Source organism: Alkalihalobacterium elongatum (genome assembly GCF_019024285.1).
GTDB classification, from domain to species: Bacteria; Bacillota; Bacilli; order Bacillales; family Bacillaceae_F; genus Alkalihalobacterium; species Alkalihalobacterium elongatum.
The window spans coordinates 53,712-78,114 of record NZ_WMKZ01000021.1; the positions used below are offsets into that span (position 1 = coordinate 53,712).

At 36.0% G+C, this 24,403-nt stretch carries 20 protein-coding genes; 4 read left to right on the forward strand and 16 right to left on the reverse strand.

Annotated elements, in window-relative coordinates; all coding sequences use genetic code 11:
• Positions 1-214: 214 nt before the first annotated feature.
• From GKP30_RS17210 to cls, 6 genes are all read right to left on the reverse strand, one after another.
• A complete protein-coding gene (locus GKP30_RS17210) occupies positions 215-445 on the reverse strand; it encodes a hypothetical protein (RefSeq protein WP_216830700.1) in 231 nt (76 codons plus the stop codon).
• A 367-nt stretch (positions 446-812) separates the two neighbouring features.
• On the reverse strand, positions 813-3,275 hold the full coding sequence (locus GKP30_RS17215) for a heavy metal translocating P-type ATPase (protein WP_216830701.1): 2,463 nt from the start codon (positions 3,273-3,275) through the stop codon (positions 813-815).
• A gap of 85 nt (positions 3,276-3,360) precedes the next feature.
• Positions 3,361-3,996 (reverse strand): NAD(P)/FAD-dependent oxidoreductase, encoded by a 636-nt coding sequence (locus tag GKP30_RS17220; RefSeq protein ID WP_216830702.1) that lies wholly within the window; start codon positions 3,994-3,996, stop codon positions 3,361-3,363.
• Positions 3,997-4,156: 160 nt separating this feature from the next.
• Positions 4,157-4,417, reverse strand: a complete 261-nt coding sequence (locus tag GKP30_RS17225) for an SHOCT domain-containing protein (protein WP_216830703.1) — start codon at positions 4,415-4,417, stop codon at positions 4,157-4,159.
• Positions 4,418-4,681: 264 nt separating this feature from the next.
• Positions 4,682-5,380 carry a class I SAM-dependent methyltransferase gene (locus tag GKP30_RS17230; protein ID WP_216830704.1) on the reverse strand — a complete coding sequence of 233 codons (699 nt, stop codon included), beginning with the start codon at positions 5,378-5,380 and terminating at the stop codon, positions 4,682-4,684.
• Between the two features lie 135 nt (positions 5,381-5,515).
• Positions 5,516-6,964, reverse strand: a complete 1,449-nt coding sequence (gene cls, locus GKP30_RS17235) for a cardiolipin synthase (protein WP_216830705.1) — start codon at positions 6,962-6,964, stop codon at positions 5,516-5,518.
• Positions 6,965-7,322: 358 nt separating this feature from the next.
• Here cls and GKP30_RS17240 point away from each other — a divergent pair, with 358 nt between their 5' ends.
• Complete coding sequence (locus GKP30_RS17240) at positions 7,323-7,535, forward strand: hypothetical protein (protein WP_216830706.1); 213 nt, start codon at positions 7,323-7,325, stop codon at positions 7,533-7,535.
• A 6-nt stretch (positions 7,536-7,541) separates the two neighbouring features.
• Here the strand turns inward: GKP30_RS17240 and GKP30_RS17245 are convergent, their stop codons facing one another.
• The 10 genes from GKP30_RS17245 to GKP30_RS17290 all read right to left on the reverse strand — a co-directional run bounded on the left by GKP30_RS17245 (position 7,542) and on the right by GKP30_RS17290 (position 20,382).
• Positions 7,542-8,939 (reverse strand): MFS transporter, encoded by a 1,398-nt coding sequence (locus GKP30_RS17245; RefSeq protein ID WP_216830707.1) that lies wholly within the window; start codon positions 8,937-8,939, stop codon positions 7,542-7,544.
• A 347-nt stretch (positions 8,940-9,286) separates the two neighbouring features.
• A complete protein-coding gene (locus tag GKP30_RS17250) occupies positions 9,287-10,801 on the reverse strand; it encodes a class I adenylate-forming enzyme family protein (RefSeq protein ID WP_216830708.1) in 1,515 nt (504 codons plus the stop codon).
• Positions 10,802-11,058: 257 nt separating this feature from the next.
• A complete protein-coding gene (locus GKP30_RS17255) occupies positions 11,059-12,213 on the reverse strand; it encodes an acyl-CoA dehydrogenase family protein (protein ID WP_216830709.1) in 1,155 nt (384 codons plus the stop codon).
• A 101-nt stretch (positions 12,214-12,314) separates the two neighbouring features.
• Positions 12,315-13,082, reverse strand: coding sequence for a 3-hydroxyacyl-CoA dehydrogenase (locus GKP30_RS17260; protein ID WP_216830710.1), 768 nt, complete (start codon positions 13,080-13,082; stop codon positions 12,315-12,317).
• Between the two features lie 60 nt (positions 13,083-13,142).
• Entirely contained in the window at positions 13,143-14,291 is a 1,149-nt protein-coding gene (locus GKP30_RS17265) for a thiolase family protein (protein WP_216830711.1), read from the reverse strand.
• A gap of 299 nt (positions 14,292-14,590) precedes the next feature.
• Positions 14,591-16,675 (reverse strand): sigma 54-interacting transcriptional regulator, encoded by a 2,085-nt coding sequence (locus tag GKP30_RS17270; protein ID WP_216830712.1) that lies wholly within the window; start codon positions 16,673-16,675, stop codon positions 14,591-14,593.
• 243 nt (positions 16,676-16,918) lie between these two features.
• Positions 16,919-17,377 carry a hypothetical protein gene (locus GKP30_RS17275; protein ID WP_216830713.1) on the reverse strand — a complete coding sequence of 153 codons (459 nt, stop codon included), beginning with the start codon at positions 17,375-17,377 and terminating at the stop codon, positions 16,919-16,921.
• An 11-nt stretch (positions 17,378-17,388) separates the two neighbouring features.
• Entirely contained in the window at positions 17,389-18,423 is a 1,035-nt protein-coding gene (locus tag GKP30_RS17280) for a phosphotransferase family protein (protein WP_216830714.1), read from the reverse strand.
• A gap of 76 nt (positions 18,424-18,499) precedes the next feature.
• On the reverse strand, positions 18,500-19,510 hold the full coding sequence (locus GKP30_RS17285) for an MBL fold metallo-hydrolase (RefSeq protein WP_216830715.1): 1,011 nt from the start codon (positions 19,508-19,510) through the stop codon (positions 18,500-18,502).
• 86 nt (positions 19,511-19,596) lie between these two features.
• Complete coding sequence (locus GKP30_RS17290) at positions 19,597-20,382, reverse strand: enoyl-CoA hydratase (RefSeq protein WP_216830716.1); 786 nt, start codon at positions 20,380-20,382, stop codon at positions 19,597-19,599.
• A gap of 802 nt (positions 20,383-21,184) precedes the next feature.
• Between GKP30_RS17290 and GKP30_RS17295 the strand changes: the two genes are divergently transcribed.
• From GKP30_RS17295 to GKP30_RS17305, 3 genes are all read left to right on the forward strand, one after another.
• A complete protein-coding gene (locus tag GKP30_RS17295) occupies positions 21,185-22,360 on the forward strand; it encodes a TRAP transporter substrate-binding protein (protein ID WP_216830717.1) in 1,176 nt (391 codons plus the stop codon).
• A 99-nt stretch (positions 22,361-22,459) separates the two neighbouring features.
• The gene (locus GKP30_RS17300) at positions 22,460-22,993 is read left to right on the forward strand and encodes a TRAP transporter small permease subunit (protein WP_216830718.1); all 534 of its coding nucleotides are present in this window, start codon (positions 22,460-22,462) and stop codon (positions 22,991-22,993) included.
• A gap of 1 nt (position 22,994) precedes the next feature.
• Complete coding sequence (locus GKP30_RS17305) at positions 22,995-24,308, forward strand: TRAP transporter large permease (RefSeq protein WP_216830719.1); 1,314 nt, start codon at positions 22,995-22,997, stop codon at positions 24,306-24,308.
• Positions 24,309-24,403: the final 95 nt, after the last annotated feature.

The following is a 24,403-nucleotide window of genomic DNA, read 5'->3' on the forward strand; positions in this document are numbered from 1 at the left end:
AAGTACAATGGTCTCGAATCTCTCAGTATCAATAACAGCTAGATTTCCGCCTTCTTTCCTAAACCAGCCATTAATGAGATATATAAGTATTTACCAGATGGGTGAATATCGATGCCGTGAACTCCTTCTTTAAACTGGACTGTACTTAAAACTTCGTGGCTTACGGTGTCAATTGCTAAAACACTTTTTCCTAAAAATCCTGTACCCGTGTAAATTATTTTTCATCGGGAGAAACGGCTATCCCGTGAGAGAGTTGCTCATAACCTATATCTATAATCCTCTCTGTATCGCTCTTGTTTACATCTACTATGGAAATGGTTCCATCCCCAGCATTAGCTACATAAAACACGGGGCCATCAGGTGTAGACTGCGATAAAGTAGCACATCCTATAAGTACAGTACTGCTTAATAAAAAACTCCCTAAAACAAAGCTAATCTTTTTCATATTGAATCCCCCAACAATTCTTAATGTCTATTCACAATACGATTTTTTAAAGTTATCTAACTTCATACCCTAACTTTTCGCTTCCTTCTTCCGGTCTTTGTAAGGTTCCATCCTTTTCACTGTATCGAATAGCCACAACTCATTCCTTCCACTTAAATGTTTTCGTCTTTCAAACAGTCCTCCTACTTCAGCATGTTTAATAAAAGCTATAAGACTACAATTTAACAATAAAATATCGAGAATTTATCGAGAAAAAGCTATCTTTAATCAATGACACAAAGTGTTAATAGTTTGGACAAAGATTAGGTATTTACGGAATATAAGAGAAATGGCACTTTACCTTTATAGATAAAGTGCCACGTAATAATTAGACTGTGCTCGATTTAAATTTTCTGAGTCGTAAAGTATTTAATACTACCGAAACTGAACTGAATGCCATGGCTGCTCCTGCTAACATAGGATTTAGAAGTATCCCATAGAATGGGTAGAATAAACCAGCCGCAACAGGAATGAGAACGACGTTATAGCCAAAAGCCCAACCGAGGTTTTGCCAAATCATTTTCATTGTTTGTTTAGAAAGGCGTAAAGCAGTAACAACACTTAATATATCTCCACGCATTAACGTTATATTTGCCGTTTCCATTGCTACATCTGTCCCAGTACCAATAGCAATTCCTACATCAGCTTGCGCTAAAGCGGGAGCATCATTAATCCCGTCTCCTACCATCGCTACAACTTTACCTTGTTCTTGTAGTTTTTTTACTTCTGCAGCCTTGTGCTCTGGGAGTACTTCAGCAATATATTGATCAATTCCAGCTTCTTTAGCAATTGCTCCTGCAGTCCGTTCATGGTCACCCGTCAACATAATGACTTCAATTCCCATTTTCTTTAGTGTAGTTATAGCAGATTTACTATTTTTCTTCAAAGTATCCGCAACTGCAATAATACCAGCAAATTGACCGTCAATCGCAACATACATCGGTGTTTTTCCTTGGTCAGCTAAGGACATCGCTTCTTGTTCATAGGAGGCTAGCTCAATATTATACTTCTGCATTAATTTAATATTACCTATTAATATTTCTTTTTTCTCCAGGGAGGCAATGAGCCCATGACCAATAACAGCTTCAAAAAATTCAGGTTCTTGAATATTTACTCCTTTATCTTTCGCTGCTTCAACAATGGCTTCACCTAAAGGGTGTTCTGACGCTGTTTCAACAGATGCTGCTATTGATAATAATTCATGTTCTGATAGATGATTAGCCGTAATTAAATCGGTTAATTTAGGTTTACCTTCTGTAATAGTTCCTGTTTTGTCCAAGATAATCGTGCTTATTTTATGTGCTCTTTCAAGACTTGTTGCATCTTTAATTAAAATACCATTCTCCGCACCTTTTTCTGTCCCAACCATAATGGCTGTCGGAGTAGCTAATCCAAGTGCACAAGGACATGCAATGATAAGGACTGCGATAAAAGTTGTAAGGGCAAAAATTAGACTTGGGTCTGGTCCCACAAAGTACCATACTACAAATGCGAGAAGCGCAATACCCACAACGGTAGGTACAAAATATGCTGAAATAATGTCTACTACTCTTTGAATCGGTGCTTTTGAACCTTGAGCTTCATTTACCATTCTAATAATTTGAGCTAAAGCAGTTTCTCTACCTACCTTTGTCGCTTCGAATGTAAAACTTCCCGATTTATTAATGGTTGCACCTATCACATGATCTCCTGTTGTTTTCTCTACAGGTAGCGATTCACCTGTTAACATAGATTCATCGACAGCTGACTTGCCTTTTAATACGACCCCATCGACAGGAATACGCTCTCCTGGTCGCACGAGTACTTGATCACCAATTTTCACGTCTTCTGTAGGAATTTCAAGTTCATTTCCATCACGAACAACTCTGGCGGTTTTAGCTTGTAGACTCATCAACTTTTTAATAGCAGTTGACGTTTTCCCTTTTGCTTTAGCTTCAAAATAGCGACCAAGTAGAATTAACGTTGTGATTACCGTAGTTACATCATAATAAAGTTGATAAGGAAAACCAATTTCAGTTAACTGAGTAGGAAATAAAGTCATTGCTCCACTATAAACCCAGGCAGCTGTAGTTCCCATTGCAACAAGAACATTCATATCAGCTGATTTATTTTTCAGCACCTTATAACTGTTACGGTAAAACCTCCAACCTGGTACTAATTGAATATAACTCGTTAATACTAGAAGAAAGAATGGACTAGCTAGAAAATCAGGCACCCGAGTTCCCCATCCGTGCATCATGTGAGGAATACTTCCAATTAAAACGATTGTTGTTAATATTGCTGCTACGGTAAAATCCTTAAATAATTTCTTTGTTTCTTCTTCATTATCATCTTTAGCTTCATTTTCATTACGTTCATCTAGTAATGCTGCTTCATAACCGATCTTCTCAATCGCTTTAATGACTTCATCCACTTGGATGATCCCACTCTCTCCTTCGACTTGAGCTTGATGAGCAGCTAAATTTACATTTACCTTTGTAACCCCATTTACCTTAGAAATCATTTTTTCAACTCTATTTACACAGGAAGCACACGTCATTCCTTTTACGGAAAACAGTAATTTTCTTTGTCGTTCTTCTTCATCTATTCTTTTCGTTTCATAGCCAAGCTTCTCGATCGCTTTAATAATCTGCTCAGATGTCACTTGGTCATTGACCTCAACTTGAGCTTGGTTGGAGGCTAGATTAACATTGACTGCTTCTACGCCATCCACTTTAGAAACCACTTTTTCAACACGACTCACACAGGATGCGCACGTCATACCTTTTACAGTAAATAGCATTTTGCCCATAAACGACCCTCCTTTATATCATAATCGTAGTAAAATACAGCTATAGGGTATATGATTCACTTTATTTTTGTTTTTAAGCTATAAACTACTGCTCGAAAACTTTACTTCTTAAATTATCAAATCCGTATCGGTTCACAAATTTGTAAAATGGTTCTCGCTTTTTACCGTATTCAGCGTATATGTCTAGTAACAGTTCAATTACTTTATAGAGTTTTTCAGGTTCGAGTTCCATTTCAAATAACTTTCCTGCATGAGCATCTGCACCCTTTGTCCTTCCACCTATATATAGGTCGTATTCATTCTTGCCTACTTTCATTACGCCAATATCATTGATTAGTGGCTCTCCGCAACCAACCTCACAGCCTGTATACGCAGGACGTAATGTAAACGGAACAGACTTGCCTGCAATTCGCTTATTTAGTTCGATTGCGACAGGCATGCCTTCTTCTTCTGCACCTTTGCAAAAATTACACGTTCGTAAACTCTTCACAAAGTTCCCAACAGGATAACAGTACAATCCGACGTCATTGAGTTTCTTTTCGATCGTCATTTTTTGACTTTCTGGAACCTCAATGTAAAGTTGTTGAAACGTTGTTAATTCGATTTCAGAATCATCATCCATATATTCAGCAATAACTAGTAATTGTTTTGTATTTAATTTAGCTCCGAAGGATACCCCAGCATTTAAAGCAAGCTTTACCATTTTATCTTTATCTTCCATACAATTCCTCACCTTTAATTGTTTAGTTATGTGATTCCGAATCAAACTTACTATACCCTAGTAAGGTATGTCAATAACAACGTAAACTGCCTGTTTGCCACAGACAGTTTAACTTACTTAAGTTCTATACAACTTAAAGGGATTTTTTGGGAAAATAGACTTATGCACCTGCTGTTATTACCTTTTTCATACGTCTATATTCTTCTTCGTTGATTTCACCCTTTGCGAATCGTTCATTCAAGATAGAAATCCCACTATTATCATTTTGGGTTGTTTTATCTTTTGAAAATGTTTTTACTAAATAAATAATAAAATAAATTCCCCCTACTAAAACAGCGAAGTGAAATAGCATCATAAAAATCATAGATGTCGTACCTATTCCACTCATCATCCAATTAAAATGCTCCCCATAATTCATCATTTTATTTCCTCCTATAATGTCTTAATTTTTCTTTTAGTGCTTTATCTTTAACTTAATTTAGCAAAAAAGTATCGAGAAAGTATGGAGAGAAAATTTATCCCTTAATTTGTCACAGGTAAAAACATTTATTTTTTATGAAAAATACAATAGAAATAGAGTCAGCAATACCTACTGACCCTACTTTTATTTACTGTTGTTTACTTCACGAGCTTCTTTATTTGTAAGTTATTTGTTTTGTGCGCTTAACACTTTTCATACTTTATGTTATTTTTGGGCGATGATTATACATGGGAAGATGCTTGTTTGGTAAGTGCTCAACAGTTTTGCATGCTCCATAATAACTTCGTTTGTTTTTGTGTCGATCGAAGGTGACGGGTCAATGTCACATAGAGTGTTAGGGTTCGGACTTTTTACAACATAGAGATCTATTTTAATTTGAGAAAAAGAACATTCTTCGAGTTCTTGTTGCCAACCTTCCTTTGTCATCACTTTTTCTAAAGTGTAAAAATTTTTGATCTTTTCTATATCGGCTATCGGTAAGGCACCACCTTGAGTCATTTCTATTGCAATTAGCATTCCTTTTGGTTTTAAAACACGATAATATTCCTTCAAAGATCGTTTTATATTTGTAAAAGAAGTTACTGACTCGGAAATGATAATATCAAAGGTATCATCCTGAAAAGGTAAAGCTTCTGAATTACCATATATTGCTTTAATAGGTAGGCTCTCTTGTTGAAATCGTTTATTCGCTTTTTCAAGCATGAGAGGATGAATATCGCATGCTATAACTTGGCATTTAAAGTGATGATACAAATAAGCTGAAGTTTGTCCTGTACCACACCCGATATCCAAAATACGAGTATTTGTACTGATCTGTTCTGATCTCACTAACTTTTCTGTTAGTAACAATCCGCCTGGGTGAGCGCCCCCCACTCCTAACTTTGCTAATGCATCTAAATACATCTTGGTAACCCCTTTTACTATGTTTCTTACTTATATGAACAATGAACTAAAGTGGTTCCCTGTTACAATAATCAAAAATAAAATATGAATAAGGCACTTTCCTTGTTAGAAAGTGCCTTATGGTTTTTATTCAGTTTATAAGATGGGTGATAATAGTCGTGAAATGGATTCTTTAAATCTAATTACTTTTGAACGTTGATCATACAAATCCTGTGTAAGCTCGAAACATAATTCCATATCTTTTTCAAATTGTTTAGCAAGTTGTTCCGATGTCTCCTGATCATAAATAAAAGCGTTGACTTCAAAATTCAATTTAAAGCTTCGCATGTCAATATTCGCTGTTCCTACTGAATTGATTTTTCGGTCAACGACTAACATTTTTGCATGGATGAACCCTTCTTCATATATAAAAACTTTTGCCCCTGTTTTTATCATCTCGCCGACATGGGAGTATGTTGCCCAATATACAAATGGGTGATCAGGTCGGTTTGGGATCATTATCCGAACGTCTTTACCAGATAAGACAGCAATTCTTAATGCATCTAGGAGACTCGGGTCTGGTATGAAATAAGGCGTTTGAATATATATGGATTTTTTTGCTGCCATAATCATATAAATATAACCGTTTTTCACTTGCTCCCACTCAGAGTCTGGTCCACTTGATACAATTTGCATCGCTGCTTTTCCTGCTCCAATTTTTTTAGGAAAGTAGTGAGGATCATAATTAATATAATATTGTTTAGAAGCTTGGTTCCAATCCAAGATAAACCGTTTTTGGATTGAATCAACGGCTGGTCCTTCTATCCGAAGATGGGTATCTCTCCAGTAGCCGAACCTCTCATTCAATCCTAAATACTCATCACCAACATTAAACCCACCAATATATCCAACGTACCCGTCAATGTTTACTAGCTTCCGATGGTTTCTGTAATTAAGACGTAGGTTTATGGGAGCTAATTTAGAAGGGAAAAAGACTCCAATTTCTCCACCTGCTTGAACTAGCTCTGCAAAATCTTTTCTTTTTAATTTTCGTGAGCCAAGTTCATCATATAGGACTCGGACTTTTACTCCCTGTTTTGCCTTTTTAGTAAGTTCTTTGATAATTTGTTTTCCTAGTCCATCATTTTTAATAATATAGTATTGAATATGGATGAAGCTTTTTGCGTTTCGGATATCCTCTAATAAAGTTTCGAATTTCTTTCGACCGTCAACTAGTATTTCAATTTCGTTTCCCTTCGTTAGCATAGAATCATTGTTGATTAAATGCATATAAATTAAATCTTTGTACTCTTCCGTTACTCTACTATCAAATTGAAATTCTGAATGTTTAATTTGACTGATTTGTTCTGCAATTACCTGGTCAATACCAATTTTCCTCGTTCCGTCTGTATCAAACAATCGTTTTTTCGTTAAATTTTGACCGAGAAAAAGATAAATTATAAATCCCAAGAAAGGAATAAAAAATAAAATCAAAACCCATGCCCATGTTGCACTAGCGTCTTTACGTTCAAAAAAAATAATCATTCCTGCAAAGAGCATGTTTATAAAAAACATGACAGCCACTAATATTGAATAAATTTCCATTTCTCATCCTGCCTAACCATAATTTTCTGCTTTTTCTATTTTAACACTTTTACACTAGAACTTCTTCTTTAATTATGAAAATTAAAGGTGTAGCAGGATTTGAAACCTATTCTCTTGTTTACCTGGGTAGTTACCATTTCATTACTTTTATTACTTAGGTATTTAGTTAGAGAATTTCATTGTACGTTTTTACTAGTGATTACTACCAATCTACATGCGAAGCGCTACTTAATTCTCAATTATTAGTGATCTTTATCTTTACCCCCTAAAAACTCTCTCCCTATTCGAATAGCTTAATAAACAAGTACAAATGTGATTGATCCATACCCAATAAAACTATTTGAATAGGAGAACTATCGTGATTTCAAATACTATGTTTAGTCCACGTAAACCATTAGTAAAGAAACCTAAGCACACATTAGCAGCATTCGATAAGCGTCAACGACAAGAAAGAAACCGTCGTCCGCTTTCTGAAAATGTAGACAAGCAACAAAATTATGGAAGAGTCAAATTATATACTTATGGCCACAAGACGATTAGACACGAGAGTAGTTTTGATGTTAGGGTGTAGTAATTTTTAGACACCATCTCTAAAAATTAAAGGCTGTTGTTTACGGTTCGAAAAATAAAAATAGAGACCGATTATAATTGTAAGTAATGCCAAACCGACAAATATATTACTGTACACGACGACGACGCCTATATTTTCTATAAATGGATTTAAGGGAATTCCAACAAATGAATAATCTAGGATTCTTCCAATAATGGCACCACCAATAGCACCAGATAATAAGTTTCCTAAATTATAAATCCCCATTCCAACACCCATTTGTTCATCGGGAAGGACCGTCGATATTATATTAGCCATAGATGTTTGAAAGATTGGAAAAGCAATAAAATTAATACTAAAGATTATACTAATAATCCAAGGTGCAAATCCAAGAAAGCTAGATAAAAGAAAAGATCCTATTAAAATTAAACTGATTGCAAAGTATCCGACAGTCTGACTACCATATCGATCAGTAAAGCCACCAGCTGCATTCCCTACAAATGCTCCAAGAATTGCTCCTGGAAACAGAACTAAACCTATTTGTACAGTACTTAATCCATGGATGTCTCGGAGTAACAAAGGAAGGATGAATAAATTACTAAACATAATTAATGTACCGAAAAAACTCGTCAAAACGGTTAATCGAAAAACTTTGTTTGAAAACATTGAAGGTAAAATTAATGGATATCGATAAGTACAAATCCACAAAAAAAATGCCGCACTAACAATAATACCAAACAATAAATAAATCCAATTAAAAGACGTTATAAATAAAATAAGGAAAGCGACACCTAAAGCCATTAGAATTGCTCCAATAACATCTGGCTTTCCGCTTTTCTTCTCTTCTTTCGGTAATAATACTCGTAAAAAAGGTAATGTCAAAACTACAACAAAAGAAAATAGAAAAATATAATGCCAATCTAAGAAACCTGCAATAAATCCACCTAGTACAGGTCCTAAGCCAGCACCAAATGCCATTGCAGAAGATAATATACCTAGCATTCTACCTTTTTCATTTGGAAAATAGCGAGATGGAATAACAAAAACGATAGCAATAACCGCAGCTGCACCACAAGCTTGGATCATTCTAGAGATGACAACCATTAAATAAGTTGGAGAGAAGAAACCAATAATGGAACCTATGACAAATAAGGAAATCCCAATTGTTAATAAATTTTTTATCGGATAAATATCACCTAATTTGCCATAAAGTAATGCCCCAATAGAGTAAAGGATAATATAGCCCGTAACAACCCAGCTAACTTGGGAGGGGAGTAGATCAAAATAAAACGCAATATCAGGAACGGAAACCATAAACATGGTCGAGTTCATAATTGAAAATAAAAGCAAAATAGATAACAAACTAATTAGCTTTTTCTTATCTGAATCAGAAATGTTATATTGATTTTTTGAAGTGTTTTCCATTTCTATCCTGCATCTCCTTTAATAAGATGATAAAGCACTGCTATCATCTTAAGTCAATTGATAGAAACACTATACTTTACTATCAATCTAAATTACAATCCTTTGTTATTCGTCCCTTTTTTCAAAAGATTGTAAGTAACATATTACTTAGTGATGAGCTAAATCGATTATAATGATTGGCTATGTACGATCTTTAACACCGCCGAGAAAAAATAATGGTTTAGGTAAAGTTAATTAAAATAGAGGGTATCTTTTGCCCCCATCACTAAGTAATATATATTTCAATAGTGATTAAATCGTATTAAGCAGAATGCTTAAATACATGGAATACATGGTTACAGTGATTTCTAGTTAACATTTCGTGATTGTTGTTTTTTTCTTAATGGTACTTTCAAGATCTTTCCTGTAGCTGTTTTTGGAAGTTCATCTAGAAACCTAAAGATTCTTGGAACCTTATAGCTTGCGATATTCTTTTTACAGTAAGCATATAAATCTTCTTCCGAAATTTCCTTTTTCATTACAACATACGCTACAATTTCCTCTCCGAAAACTTCATGTGCCTCACCAATTACAGCACATTCAATGATATCTGGATGAGCGTATAGCACTTCTTCTATTTCACGGGGATAAACATTATAACCACCGCGAATAATCATATCCTTCTTCCGATCGACAATAAATAAGTTCCCATCTTTATCCTGATAACCTAGATCACCAGTATAAACCCAGCCATCACGAATCGTTTCCTGCGTTGCTTCTGGCTTATTGTAATAGCCTTTCATTGCATTACGTCCACGGAAAATAATTTCACCAACTTCACCTTGTGGCACATCTTTTTCATCAGGTGTAACAATACGAAGTTCCAATCCAGGGACAGGTATTCCAACTGAACCTACAATTTTTTTGCCATGTAGAGGTTGACAAGTGATCATAACCGTAGATTCAGTTTGTCCGTATCCTTCTAACATGGCAACACCGATTTCCTTTTTAATTCGATCAATGATTTCAACTGGAATACTTGCACCACCAGAACCAAAGATCCTTAGTGAGGAATAATCATAATCCTTTAGCTTTGGAGAGTGAACAAACATAGTAAACATAGTTGGTACCCCAGGGAAAACGGTGATTTTCTCCCGCTCTATAAGTTCTAGCATTAGATCTGGGATAAATCGATCTTCTAGATATGCTGTTGCTCCTTTATACATCCCACATAAGAGACAAGCAACCTTAGCATAAGCATGGAATAGTGGTAAAACGACAACGACTTTGTCTGTTTCACTCGTTTCTTGAACATCGGTTACTGTCTTCGTCATCCACAGAACGTTATCATGTGTAATCATCGCTCCTTTTGGATGCCCTGTTGTTCCAGATGTATAAATAATTTGAGCTGTATCATCCTCTTGTCGCACACATGGTTTATCAATTGGCTCATAATTGAGTAGCTTCGACCATTCACATGCATCGTTACCTTTACCATATAACGGGATAAGTATATTTGCTGATTTAAAATCTGCTTTAGCATTCATAACAGTTTCTGTAAAATAATATTCGTAGATAAGGGCAGAGGCATCTGAATCATTTAAAGCATAGGTTAATTCTCTTTCCTTAAATTGTGGATTAATTGGAACAACTGCCGCTCCAACGGCTAATAAAGCAAAATAGGAGATGACATATTCTGGACGATTTGTCATCATCAACCCAACGTGCATATCTTCCTTAATTCCACTAGCCTTTAATCCATTTGCTACCTTAAAGACTTCATCCTTCACTTGTCTATAGCTCCACTTTTCACCTTTGTATACGATAGCAGCTTTTTCTGGTAGACGTTCTGCAGTTGCAACTAGCATGTTTACAACATTCATCCTAATACCCCCTAATATCAAGCTTCTTATGTGAAGGTAAGGTTCTCTCCTCTCCCAACAAAGACCGTTTATAAGGCTTTTTAGAGTATAGAAGACGTTGATTTGGACTCATCGTTTGAATTATAAGCTTCACACGCCTTTTAATATACTGAAAGGGTTGAGTCCAAAATCAACAACAATAATAATAAAGCCAAAGTAAAAATATGATAGTCTAGTAACATTAATTATTTAAGCGCTTTCATAAATCTTTATTGTAGTTATAGACCCATATTTTTAGCAATGATTTGCTTCATAATCTCATTTGTTCCAGCATAAATCGTTGAAACTGGGATATCACGGTACCTTCTAGCAATCTCATATTCTTCCATATATCCATAACCACCGTGAAGCTGCATACATTCTCCAGCCATCTTTTTAGCCATATCTGTAGTCCACCACTTGGCCATTGAAACTTCAGTAACTACGTTTTCTCCAGCCATATGCTTAACAATTAAATTATCGACAAATGTTCTTCCGATTTCAATTTGTGTTGCCATCTCAGCGATCTTAAATTGTGTATTTTGGAACTTACTAATCGGTTTACCGAACGCTTTACGTTGCTTAACGTAATCGATCGTTATTTCTAGCATTCTTTCTGCTGAAGTTACCGCTCCAATTGCTACCATTAACCTTTCTTGTTGTAATTTATCCATTAAATAATAAAAGCCTTTTCCTTCTTCTCCAAGTAGGTTCTCAACAGGAACTCTAACGTCTTCGAAGATTAACTCTGCTGTATCTGCCGTATGCTGACCCACTTTTCTTAGCTTTTTACCTTTTTTAAATCCTGGAACTTCCCCATCAATTGTATCAACTACAATTAGGCTAATTCCTTTATGAGGAGGATTAGCTTGTGTGTCCGTTTTACATACAACGACAATAAAGTTTGTAGAGTAACCATTCGTAATAAATGTCTTCTCACCGTTTATTACATAATGATCACCATCACGCACAGCCGTTGTTTTAATTGCAGCTAAGTCCGAACCTGTCCCTGGTTCAGTCATCGCAATAGAAGAGATGATTTCACCAGTTACACTTCGTGGCAGCCATCTTCGTTTTTGCTCTTCTGAACCGTAAGAGTCAATGTAAGGCATAACAATATCATTATGAAGTCCTGGACCACCAATTCCAGCCCCTACTTTTTCAAGCTCTTCAGAAAATACAACTGAATAACCGAAATCAGCATTCATGCCACCATATTCTTCATCTAGCCATGGGCACAGAAACCCTTGCTCACCTAGCTGTTTCCAATATGTTCTTGGTACTTGTCTTGCTTCTTCCCACTCTTCGAAATGAGGAATAACTTCTTTTTCTAAATACTTTCTTAATGATTTTCTAAAAATTTCATGTTCTTCAGTTATAAATGGTCTAGACATAATTGACACCTCTCTAAAATTATTAAGGACCATTCATTAAACGGTTTTCTCATTCAAATGAATGGCCCTTGTATACTATTAGTCTTATTTTCTATTAAAGCTTATTTAGGTTGCATACGGATTGCGCCATCTAAACGAATCGTTTCACCGTTTAGCATTGGGTTTTCAATGATTGCTTGTGCAAGTTGACCATATTCAGTAGGTACACCTAATCTTGGAGGGAATGGAACTTGTTTGCCCAATGCCGTTTTCGCTTCTTCAGATAATGTATTAAATAAAGGTGTTTCGAATAGTCCTGGCGCAATCGTTACGACACGGATTCCACTTTTAGCTAAATCACGTGCAATTGGCAATGTCATACCAACAATACCACCCTTTGATGCACTATATGCTGCTTGACCAATTTGTCCATCAAATGCCGCAACCGAAGCTGTATTAATGATTACACCGCGCTCCCCTTTATCATTAGGGTCGTTTGCAACCATTTTTTCTGCAGCTAAACGGATTACGTTAAATGTACCGATAAGGTTTACATTAATAATTTTAACGAAACCAGCTAAGTCATGCGCTTGGCCCCTACTCACTGTTTTTTCAGCAAGTCCGATACCTGCACAGTTTACGACTGCATTATAACCACCAAATTTTTGAGTCGCTTCATCTAGCGCCTTTTGAACACTTTCTTCATCTGTTACATTTGTTTTAACAAACATAACATTTTCACCTAGTTCTTCAACTAGACGATTTCCATTATCTTCTGATAAATCAAAAATCGCAGCTTTTCCGCCATTTTCGACGATATTTCTTACTGTTGCTTCTCCTAGTCCCGATGCTCCACCTGTAACAATTGCAATCGTATCTTGCATATTCATATTGATATTCCTCCTATATTTTAACTATTTTTGTATTGTGAAAGTTATCTAATCTACTGCTTAAATTCTTTCAATGATTGTTGCATTGGCCATTCCGCCACCTTCACAAATTGCTTGAAGGCCATAACGTCCGCCTGTTCTTTCTAACTCATGCATGAGGGTAATCATTACACGCGCTCCACTTGCTCCTAGTGGGTGACCTAATGCAATTGCCCCGCCGTTTACATTTAATTTGGCTGGGTCTGCTCCTACATCATCTAACCAGCACATTGGAACTGGTGCAAATGCTTCATTTACTTCATAGAGGTCCATATCATCGATTGTTAAACCAGCTTTCTTAAGTACTTGCTTTGTTGCTTCAATTGGTCCTGTTAACATTAAAGTTGGGTCTGAACCTACCACTTGACGAGCAACGACACGGAAACGAGGTTTCAACCCTAATTCAAGCGCTTTATCTTTTGACATAAGTAGAATCGCTGCAGAACCATCGCTCATTTGACTTGCATTCCCAGCATGAATAACACCGTTTTCAATAAAAGCAGGTTTTAATGAACCTAATTTCTCAAGAGACGTACCTTTACGTGGGCCTTCATCTTGAGTTACAACCGTTTTTGTTCCATCTTCAAGCGTAACTTCAAAAGGCATTATTTCGCGGTCAAAACGTCCTTCTTCTTGAGCTTGAAGCGCTCTACGATGACTCTCTAATGAGAACTCATCCAATTGAGTACGGTTATATCCCCACTTCTCACTAATACGTTCTGCAGAAAGACCTTGGTGAATCATTTCATAACGAGATGATAATTCTTCACTCCAATCAGATCTTTGACGAGTAGCCCCCATTGGGACACGAGACATACTCTCGACTCCGCCTGCAATAACAACATCCATATCTCCACTCGCAATTGCCTGAGTTGCAAAGTGAACTGCTTGTTGACCTGAACCACATTGACGGTCAATGGTTGTACCAGGAACACTGATTGGGAAATCAGCCTGTAAAACGGCAGTACGCGCAACGTTTAAACCTTGTTCTTCGACTTGGGAAACACAACCCATAATAACGTCTTCAACAAGAGCTGGATCAATTCCTGAACGATTTACTAATTCCTTTAATACTTTCGCTGCCATATCATCAGGGCGAACTGTACTTAATAGCCCTTTTCGTTTTCCTACTGGTGTTCGAACTGCTTCTACAATTACTACTTCTCGCATTTTCATTCCCCCTATAAATATAAAAAATTCATCAATGACTATCACACTTTTACTATTGCAATAACCGTGCCAAAATTTATTAGCAGGGGATTACGACATTTTCCAATTATTGTTGAAGCATGTTGTCTGAAATTTAAACAGGGTTAAAAAAAGGATTGTCTTGATATGACTCACAACCGTACACACCTTCTAATCAGTGATAGACGACTAGGAAATATGCTTAACAACTAATTTAAATAAAAAAGTACACAGCACCTTCTGTCATTCAAGGTGTGTGCACTAAATTCATCTCAAACTCACTAGTTCACTTCGATTGTTTCATATTTTTTTAATTTATCATATAGTACCGATCGGCTGATGCCTAACAGTTTACATGCTTGACTCTTATTACCGTTAGATTTAATCAATGCTTTCTGTATAGCGATTTGTTCAGCTTTTTCTAATAAGGATTGTTCAGGATTACCTGTTTCCTCTTCCTCAATTAAAAGATCGTAGCCTACTTTCTTTAATAAATAATCTGGTAAGTCTACAAGACGAACGTAACCGTTTTCAGAAAACACCATCGCTCGCTCCCACACATTTCGTAATTCTCTAATGTTCCCTGGCCAATCATAATCCATCATTGCTTGTTGTACTACTGGGTCCCATCCGATAATACTTGTTCCATTTTGTTTATTTAATTCTTGAATAAAAGCTTCACTTAATAATAAAATATCTTTTTTCCTCTTTCTAAGCGGTGGAATTTCAAATGAAATGACGTTTAACCTGTAGAACAAATCTTCTCGGAACTCTCCAGATTCAACCATTTCTTCAAGAGGGCGGTTTGTTGCTGCAATAATCCGAACATTAACTTCAATCCGCTCTGTTCCACCAACTCGATAAAACTCTCTTTCCTGCAAGACTCTTAGAAGTTTTGCTTGAAGCTGCAAAGACATATCACCGACTTCATCGAGGAATAATGTTCCACCATTAGCTAAATCAAACTTACCCATTTTCCCCTTTTGTTTTGCGCCAGTAAAAGCACCTTCCTCATATCCGAAAAACTCTGATTCTAGTAGATGTTCAGGGATAGCCGCACAATTCACTGTAATAAATGGACCTTGTCCAGAAGAGCTAGAGCTATGAATCGCATGAGCAAATAGTTCTTTTCCAGTTCCACTTTCGCCACGAATTAATATCGTTGTTCGCCCTTTAGCAGCTTTTATTCCACTACGCATTAACTTTTCCATCTGAGGATCTTGAGAAAGAATTTCTTTAAATGTAAATCTAGATGTCTCTGTTTTTCGACTAGAAATTTGCATCTTCTTCTCAATATCTTCATATCTCCTAAATCGCTCACGAACTTCATGTAATTGTCGATAGACAATTTTACCAATAACACCGATTATTTGATCATCTTGATAAACAGGAATTCTTTGGACCATATAATTAATTCCTTTGATTTCCATAAAGTCACTTATATCTGCAACACCTGTTTTAAGAGTTGGTGTTAATTCAAGATGTGGAAGTATATCATTGACTGGCATTTGTTCAATCGTTTTATCGTCAAGCTCAAATAATTCAATAAGAGATGGGCTAATAAATATAATCTCACCATTTTCATTAATCATCACTAATCCATCGTAGGCATTTTCTATGACGGTCTGTAAGATGCTTTTCCATTTCTTGACCATTTGCAGTTCTTGAGCCATATTTTCTAACTCAGATACATTTTGGAAAAGAGCAATATATCCTTTTTTCCCATTCGGCATATTATAATAGGATAAGCGAACGACAAAGTAATCAGAGTCGATATTCATTCGAAAATGGACTTCTTTTTTTAAACTGGAACTTTCCATATTCGGAATTAATTGTTGTAAATCTTTTAACATCAATCTTTCTAACGGTTGTTTCAACATGTTCGTTAATTTATCATTCACAAAGATGATTTTCCCTCGTTCATCTGTCATTAACGCACCTAAGTTAGATGTATGCAAAATCGTTTCTAACTGACCTTTTAGTGATCGAGTACTATGTAAAAAACTTAAAACAGCAGATGAAGTCGTGATTAGACCGATTGGTTTATCAAAGTCGTCTATAACTATTCCTGTACCTACTTCACTAATGGCAATAATTTCTTCTAATTCTTCAAACGTTGTATCAAGGGTAACGGTTCCTATACCCTCTTTAATATAGTTTGCGATAGGTGTTGTTTGCCCTAACCCTAATAACAACATTTGATAAAGAGCGCTACGAGTAAAAACTCCTATTAATTTCCCTGTTATATCTGTCACAGGAACTGTATTCCACTTTGTTTTTTTCATAAATTTAATCGCATCATTCAAGGTTTGATTAGGAGTCAGACACTCATTAACTGGAATCATTATCTTTTTAACTGAATTCAATTTAAATCTACTCCTTCTTATTGCTTGTTTCACGTTCATTCAGATTTTATGTTTTTTGGTACTCTAAAAACAGCCTGATTTAGTTCGCTTTCCTTAATTTTAACATAAAATTGTAAGAATAATCGAACAATTAATACAAAAAAGCATTAAAAGGTAATCTTTCCATTACCTTTTAATGCTTTTTTATTCCTTCTTATTGCTTATTTCTCAATGATTGTGTTAACGAAAAAACAGTCTTTTACATTACCGAACAAGAGCGATCTCGATATTAAGCTGTTCACGCAGTTTCTGTCTTAACGGGGTAATGTAATACCGTTCAACATTTGTATTGTTTAAACTTTCTTTATATAAGGCTTGAATAAGTGTGCATTGTAATTCATTTAAACGACTCCATTTAGTATTAGTATCTTCAATTAAATTGACTTCATTTAAATCATCCATTAGCTGATCTACTATTCTATCGTATCTAAATAAACCTTCATCTGCTTGGATCCTACCAATAAAATCATGTATAGTCTCTGAAATAAGTAAATTCAACTGTGCCTTCGGACTTAAGTTTTCTATAGTTTGCATATCCAAGTTTTTTAATACTGAAATTAAAGCAATTGCCTGTTCTTTTGCCATACTATTATTAATATGTGGGATAATGACTTCTTTTAAAACCTCTGTTGTCGTTTTAAATGTATATGATTTATCTAGCATTGCTTCACCCCCTAGTAGCCTAATAATTCAGCTAGCATCCCGCGCATTAATGGCCATCGATAACCTTGCCTAGCCATACGAAGATCTTTTGTTTTTCCTTTAGCAAAGTCCGTTCCAGCAGATTGTGAAATTAAGACAAACCGTACTTGATGGAAGACTTCATAATAATGGAGCACTTTTTCATCAATTGTTAATCCAGTAAACTTACTATAAGTTTCAAGAAACATCTGCTTATCTAATAAGTAATTTAATAATGGAGAGTCCATACGATTCGATTTTGCACAAACATACGCGACATCAGCCATCGGATCACCAATTTCTGTCGCTTCCCAGTCTAATATTCCAGTAATGTTGTTATTACTATATAAAAGATTACCCGATCTATAATCACCATGAACGACCGAAAACCTTTGTGCTGCTGGCCTGTTAGCCTTTAACCATTCTAGTGCATCTACCATAATTGGATCAGGGCTAATTTGATACTTTATATACATTTCTTCAAATTCTTCAATTTTACTGTCAATATACCCAAATTCCCCATCTGGTTCAGCTAGTTCTTCAGTGAGACCCATTCCTTTATAATCGAGTAGGTGTAGATCTGCTAAGTGACGTACAAATTGTAACGGAATTTCACCTTCCTCATTTGCTTTTTTGAAAAACTGTTGACCTTCCTTTGACCATGGGACATAGCTTTTACCTGGTAACTTATCCATAACAAAAAACGTACCACCTATAATTGATTCATCGGTTTCATACCAATGTACGCCAGGAAGTGGTAAATCACTATTCTTGCTCAATCGATCTAGAATTTTAAAATGTTCATAGGAGTCTTGATATTCTGTCATCAGTCCACCTTTATTTTGTTTACGAATTGCATATCCTTTTTGGTAAGATTCACCATTCTGTTCCCAATTAACCGTAAAAGTGAAAGCCTCATCTGACCAACCAGCTGACGGTTGATGAAACTCGGTAACGTGTATATTTTGACCTGAAGTAATTTTCCCTTTAAAATAAGCCTCAATCGCTTGCTTAATCGTTTCAGCCATATTCCTTCCTCCTTTCTGGATCATTATCCTCTCTATATTAATCACAGTTAGTGTGAATTTATTTCAATGTTTGATGTTAGTCATTACAAATTGAATAATAGGAAATGCCTTCTATAATTGTTACTCTCACCTGATGAAGTAGCTTTAATAAATCAAGATGTCCAATCGTCTCTGAAAGAGTTAAATTTAGTTCTTTTGTATAAATAGTAGGGAAAAGCAATGTCGTCAGTTCATACACAGTTTTCGGCCCAGTTTGTAAAAATTGACGAATTTTTTCAGTTCGGCGCCAGTTACTTTTGAGCCGTTCATGTATTAATTGTCGATGATTAGTTACAGGTTCCCCGTGTCCAGTAAAAACGATATCTATATCTTCATCAGCACACATTTCAAGAGCTGTACGATATTGAACAAGCGTCATTGGTCGTTCATTAGTAGAGTCAAGTGGCGGTTCGATTAAAGCATTCGATGAAATATGTCCAATGATATGGTCTCCACCTAGTAGAACACCGTCTCGTTGACGAAATAACGATAAATGGTCTTGAGAATGACCAGGTGTATAAAGAACTTGCCAATCTTTAAGTCCTGGTACTTGCTGGCGGTGCGCCATCTTAATGTCTACTTGACTTGGATCAATTAAATGCTGGAATAGCTTTTGCTGTCTAGCAAAGTTTTGTTGAAATTCTTCTGGAACCCCACAACTTTTATACAAGTTATAATAAAATTGATTGCGGTATTCTGTAAATTTCGGGGTAAGCTCGATGTAAGGCTGAAGTAACGGGTGCCCAAGCGTTTGGGCACCTGTAATTTTTCTAATACGTTCCACAAGACCTGCATGATCACTATGATGATGAGTAATTAGAATTTGTTTTATATCTTTTAAATGATAACCTGTTTCCTCTATACCTTTTATAAGTATCTCCCAAGCTTCATCCGTTTTAGGACCAGTATCTACTAAGGTTAAGGCGTCTCCTTCGATTAAATACACATTCACTGGACCTACAGGAAAAGTAGTTGGAAGAACAATTTGGTGCACCCCATCCTTGACTTTCTTTGCAAATTGCTGTTTGTTTAAAGGTTTGTTCTTCATATACTCTGTCCCCCATGTAGAAAATTTGTAATCCCAGCTAAAACGGCTTCGTATAGCTTGAAGATACATAGATAATTTGACCAGCTTTAGCGGTGTTTAAAGTTCGCTTTCCGTTTTTCAATGAACGCTTGAACACCTTCTCTTACATCTTCCGTTTGGAACACCCCTGCGAAATAGTCAGCTTCAAGGTTAATCGCTTCATTAAACTCTAATTCCATTCCTTCATTTACTGATTTTTTTATTCGACTTAGTGCCTCTAGCGAATAACGAGCTATTTTTGTTGCCATTTTCTGCGCAACTGCCATACCTTCACCCGTTGGAACTACTTGATTGACTAATCCAATTTCTTTTGCTTCTTGGGCTGTTAAAGGGTCCCCTAAAAACATTAACTCTTTCGCTTTTGCCTCCCCTACAAGTCTTGGTAAGCGTTGAGTACCTCCACCTCCTGGAAACAGCCCCAATTTGACTTCGGGTAAGCCAACTTGTGCATGCTCTTCTGCAATCCGAATATCACACGTTAATGCAAGCTCACAACCTCCACCAAATGTAATACCGTTTAGCATCGCAATTGTAGGCTTAGCTATTTCATCAATTTGATTTAATACTTTATGAGATTGAAGATTCATAGCTTTTAATTCCTCTTTGCTCATATGCAACCATTGAGGAAACTCTTTAATATCAGCCCCTGCCATGAACGCCCGCTCACCAGCACCTGTTAAAATAATAGCTATGACTTCAGCATCTTCTGCTAGAGTTGAAAATACTTCACCTAACTCTTTTGTTACCTGTCCACTTAACACATTCATAGGTGGGTTATCAATCGTAACTGTAGCGACCCCATTAGCTTTTTCAAAACGAACTAATTTTTCCATAATAACTTCCTCCTCATTTTAAATACATTATCTTTATAAAAATCTCTTCATTAAGTTCCTTTACATTAATAAGTAAGTATTTATTGTATCCTCTATAAAATAGACTTCTCTGAATTCTCTCCTCCTCTAATGACAAGTTTGTTTATAGTATTTACTATGCAATATTTATGCCAAAAACACCGAGTATAAAAGATTAACCTAAAAATAAGAACCTCTACACAGCCACTAGCTTAGAGCAACAATCTTTGAGAAAAGAGCCGTTTTTGTTGGTCTAATTCATTAACCGAAATAATGGTTATCTCGAAATGTTTCTAAAAGTGTTCGAATTATATACAAGTCAAAGAATCAAGTTGTATTTTTACTAAACGCTTAATTTGACTCACGTATAAAACTGATGATGTCTTGTACAATTCATGGGTTGGCATAATATTTGCAATATTCAGAGTGAATGTACATTCATTTCCTCCAATACATAAACCTATTTTTCTTCTATTTCCTACTAATTCCTACTAGTATTTATATCACATTCTTAACTTCCATTATTTTGTAAACGCTTTAATTAAGTTGTAATATTAAGCTATTTTCCAATTTCATATGAAACTTAGTCTCATTATTCTATGAAGGAGGTGATGTTTAAGAGTATTTATCCGTTTATCTTTTATAAAGGGGGTTCGCAAGCACTTAGAAAGAATATTAAAATCAATTACTTATGTTGGTAACCTTTGTTTTTTCTACTTGATCGTTTCTTGTTAAATACTTTCTAACTTAAAACTGCTAGCCAATTAAATTGAGGAGGTTTTTTATGTTAAAAATTAATAACCCGTTACTAAAAGCAGGGCTTTTAATTATTTTTGTTTTGCTATTAACTGTAGTAACTGCCTGTGGTGGAAGTAATTCAACGTCTGCCCCTTCAGGTGGAAACGATTCTGAAACAAATGATAATACAGAAACCAATGAAGATGGCGATTCCGCTGCAACTAGTAGCGACGAAACCTTTACATTAAAGATGAACTCGATGTATCCTCCATCAGTATACGAATGGGAGCCCAAATACTTCTTACAAGAAAAATTTGCTGAGGAAGTAGAATCACGAACGGACGGTAGAGTAACAATAGAAATCTTCTACAGTAATCAACTTGCTGGTCAAGCAGAGTCATTAGATGCACTTTCAAGAGGAACAATTGATATGCAAAATGGTACTGCTTCGGTATGGGCTGACCGAATTCCAGAAGGTTTATTTCATGGACTTCCATATTGGAATATAGATGAAGACACAGGAAACTATCTACTTCATGAAACTGAATTAAGAGATTTATACAGTGAGGCTTTAGAAGAATATGGTGTTAAATTAATTGGTAACTGGCCTTCAAGTTTAACTGGTTATATGTCGACAGAGCCGATGATCACTCCTGAAGACTTTAGAGGAAAAGTTGTCAACTCTATGTCAGCATTAACTAGTGAGTATTTTAGAACACTAGGTTCTGGGATAGCAACTATTCCTTTTGTTGAACAATACGAGGGGCTTCTCCGTGGTACTCTAGATGCGATTCCTTTCCCGTTTTATTCCTTAGACACGTATAAACTGCATGAAGTAGTTAACTATATTACCGTTCCACCTATATATGTGGCATATGGCGAAATTACAGCTAGCTTAACTACTTGGAATAAGCTACCTGAAGATCTTCAAAATACTATTTTAGAAGTTGCAAGAGAAATGGAAGAATTAGCTACTGAAGGCTCAAAAAGATTAACTAAATTTGCCTTTGAAGTTGCTGAAGAAAATGGTGTTGAATTAGTAAAAATGTCTAAAGACGGTTATGAAGAAGTTAAACAGGTTGCCATAGATACTGCATGGCAAAGCTATGCTGATATTAATGAGCGAACACAAAAAATGGTTGAAATCTTAATAGAAGAAAACGCAACAATTATGCAATCCGAACAAGGTGAAGCGTTTATTAAAGAATTTTTACAAGACTAATCGTTTATAAGTATAAACATACTAAGCGACCTAGTTTTTAAAGTTTTTATTTATAAAAAAACTAGGTCGCTACAACAATATGACGAAAGGAGTGTATAGATGAAAAAAACGGTCATACAAGTTATGAAAATGATCACAAAACTAAATAAATCAATGATATGGGTAGTAGGTGTGCTTGTCTTTTTTGCTAGTATCTTTTTATTCATTGATGTTCTATTAAGATACTTTTTTAATTCCGCAACAGCTTGGGCTTTTGACTTAGCAGTTACGAGCACAGGGTTTATCGGCTTTATGTTAGGTGGCTATGCACTCGCTATCGGTCAGCATGTTCGTGTAGATTTATTCTATGAAAAATTTTCTCTTCGTGTTAGATCAATCATAGATTTAATAAGTGCTTTATTTTTATTTCTTATGGCAGGAGCACTATTTTGGTTAGGTATGGATTATGTTATTCACTATTACACAATTGGTGCAGTTACTACTGGAGGAGTCCCAATGCCTCTATGGATAAAATGGTTAATGGTCCCTCTCGGCGGTCTTTTAATAGGCCTACAAGGGCTAGTAAAACTTACAAATGACATTTACATTATCGTAACTGGCGAAGAACTCTATAACTCTGAGGAGGGTGTGTAATATGGAAATTGGATTAATTGCACTCATCCTTTTCGGCTCTTTAGTTGTTTTCCTTGCGTTAGGTGTACCCGTAAGTTTTACAATGGGCGGAATATCACTTATTCTTGGATTTATATTTTGGGGAGGCATGCCAAGTGTAGATGGCTTTGTGTTAGGTTCATTTTCCAATCTTACACAATCAGTGTTAACTGCCCTTCCTCTCTACATCTTTATGGCGGCTATTTTGATGTATAGTGATTTAGCTGATGATATGTATGAATGTATTTACCGCTGGTTCGGCGGGTTGCGAGGTGGTCTTGCAGGTGGAACCGTCATTATTTCCTCCATTTTTGCAGCGATGGTTGGGGTTATATCTGTTGCAACGGCAACACTAGGAATGATAGCTAGACCTTCCATGTTAAAACGCGGCTATGATGATCGTTTAACTGTTGGCGTTATTATGGCTGGAGGGGTTTTGGGCCTTCTCATACCACCAAGTATTGTTATGATCATATATGCAGCAGAATCAGGCGTTTCAACAGGGGCATTATTTATGGCGGGTATATTCCCTGGTGTACTAGCAGCATTCCTGTTTATCCTATACTCTCTCATTTTATGTTATGTAAAGCCTGAAAAAGGACCTGCAGTTGAAATCGGAGAACGGTACACTTGGGGAGAAAAATTAAAATCGTTAAAAGGTATTGTCCTTCCTTTAAGTGTTATCTTAGTTGTACTAGGGTCGATTTATTTAGGAATTACCACTCCGACAGAAGCAGGTGCTGTTGGGGTCGTTGGTGCACTAGTTTCTACCGCAGTTAAAAGAAAATTAACTTGGGCCAACATTAAAAAAATATTTATAATGACAGCTCGCCTAAACGGCTTAGTATTTTGGATTTTAATTGGGGCTGTTGCCTATGCTAGAATTGTAGCTGTTACAGGTGTTGGTGGTGCAGTAGCAAGGGTAATTACAGACACCGACATCAATCGTTGGCTGATCTTGATTGCTATTCTATTGGTATTTCTGGCACTGGGGATGTTAATAGATACAGTTGCAGTTCTGTTAATTACAGCTCCGTTATTCTTACCATTATTAACATCACTTGGGTTTGATCTCGTATGGTTTGGTGTACTGTTTACAATTGCCGTCTGTATCGGTAGCCTAACACCACCGTTTGGTATAAGTATCTTTATTATGAGAGGTGTAGCTCCTGATATAAGTACACAAAAAATATATTCGGCTGTATGGCCTTTTATTTTCTTATTGTTAATAGCAATGGCGTTAGTTTTAATATTTCCACAGATCGCTTTATGGTTACCAGAATATATGAGAAATTAAAAAGGAGAGGGGGCGCCCTAAACTGGTCCCCATGTCAAGGACACTATAAAAAAAGAGACTATGCAACTAGAAGGTGATCCCTATATTGAATAGGG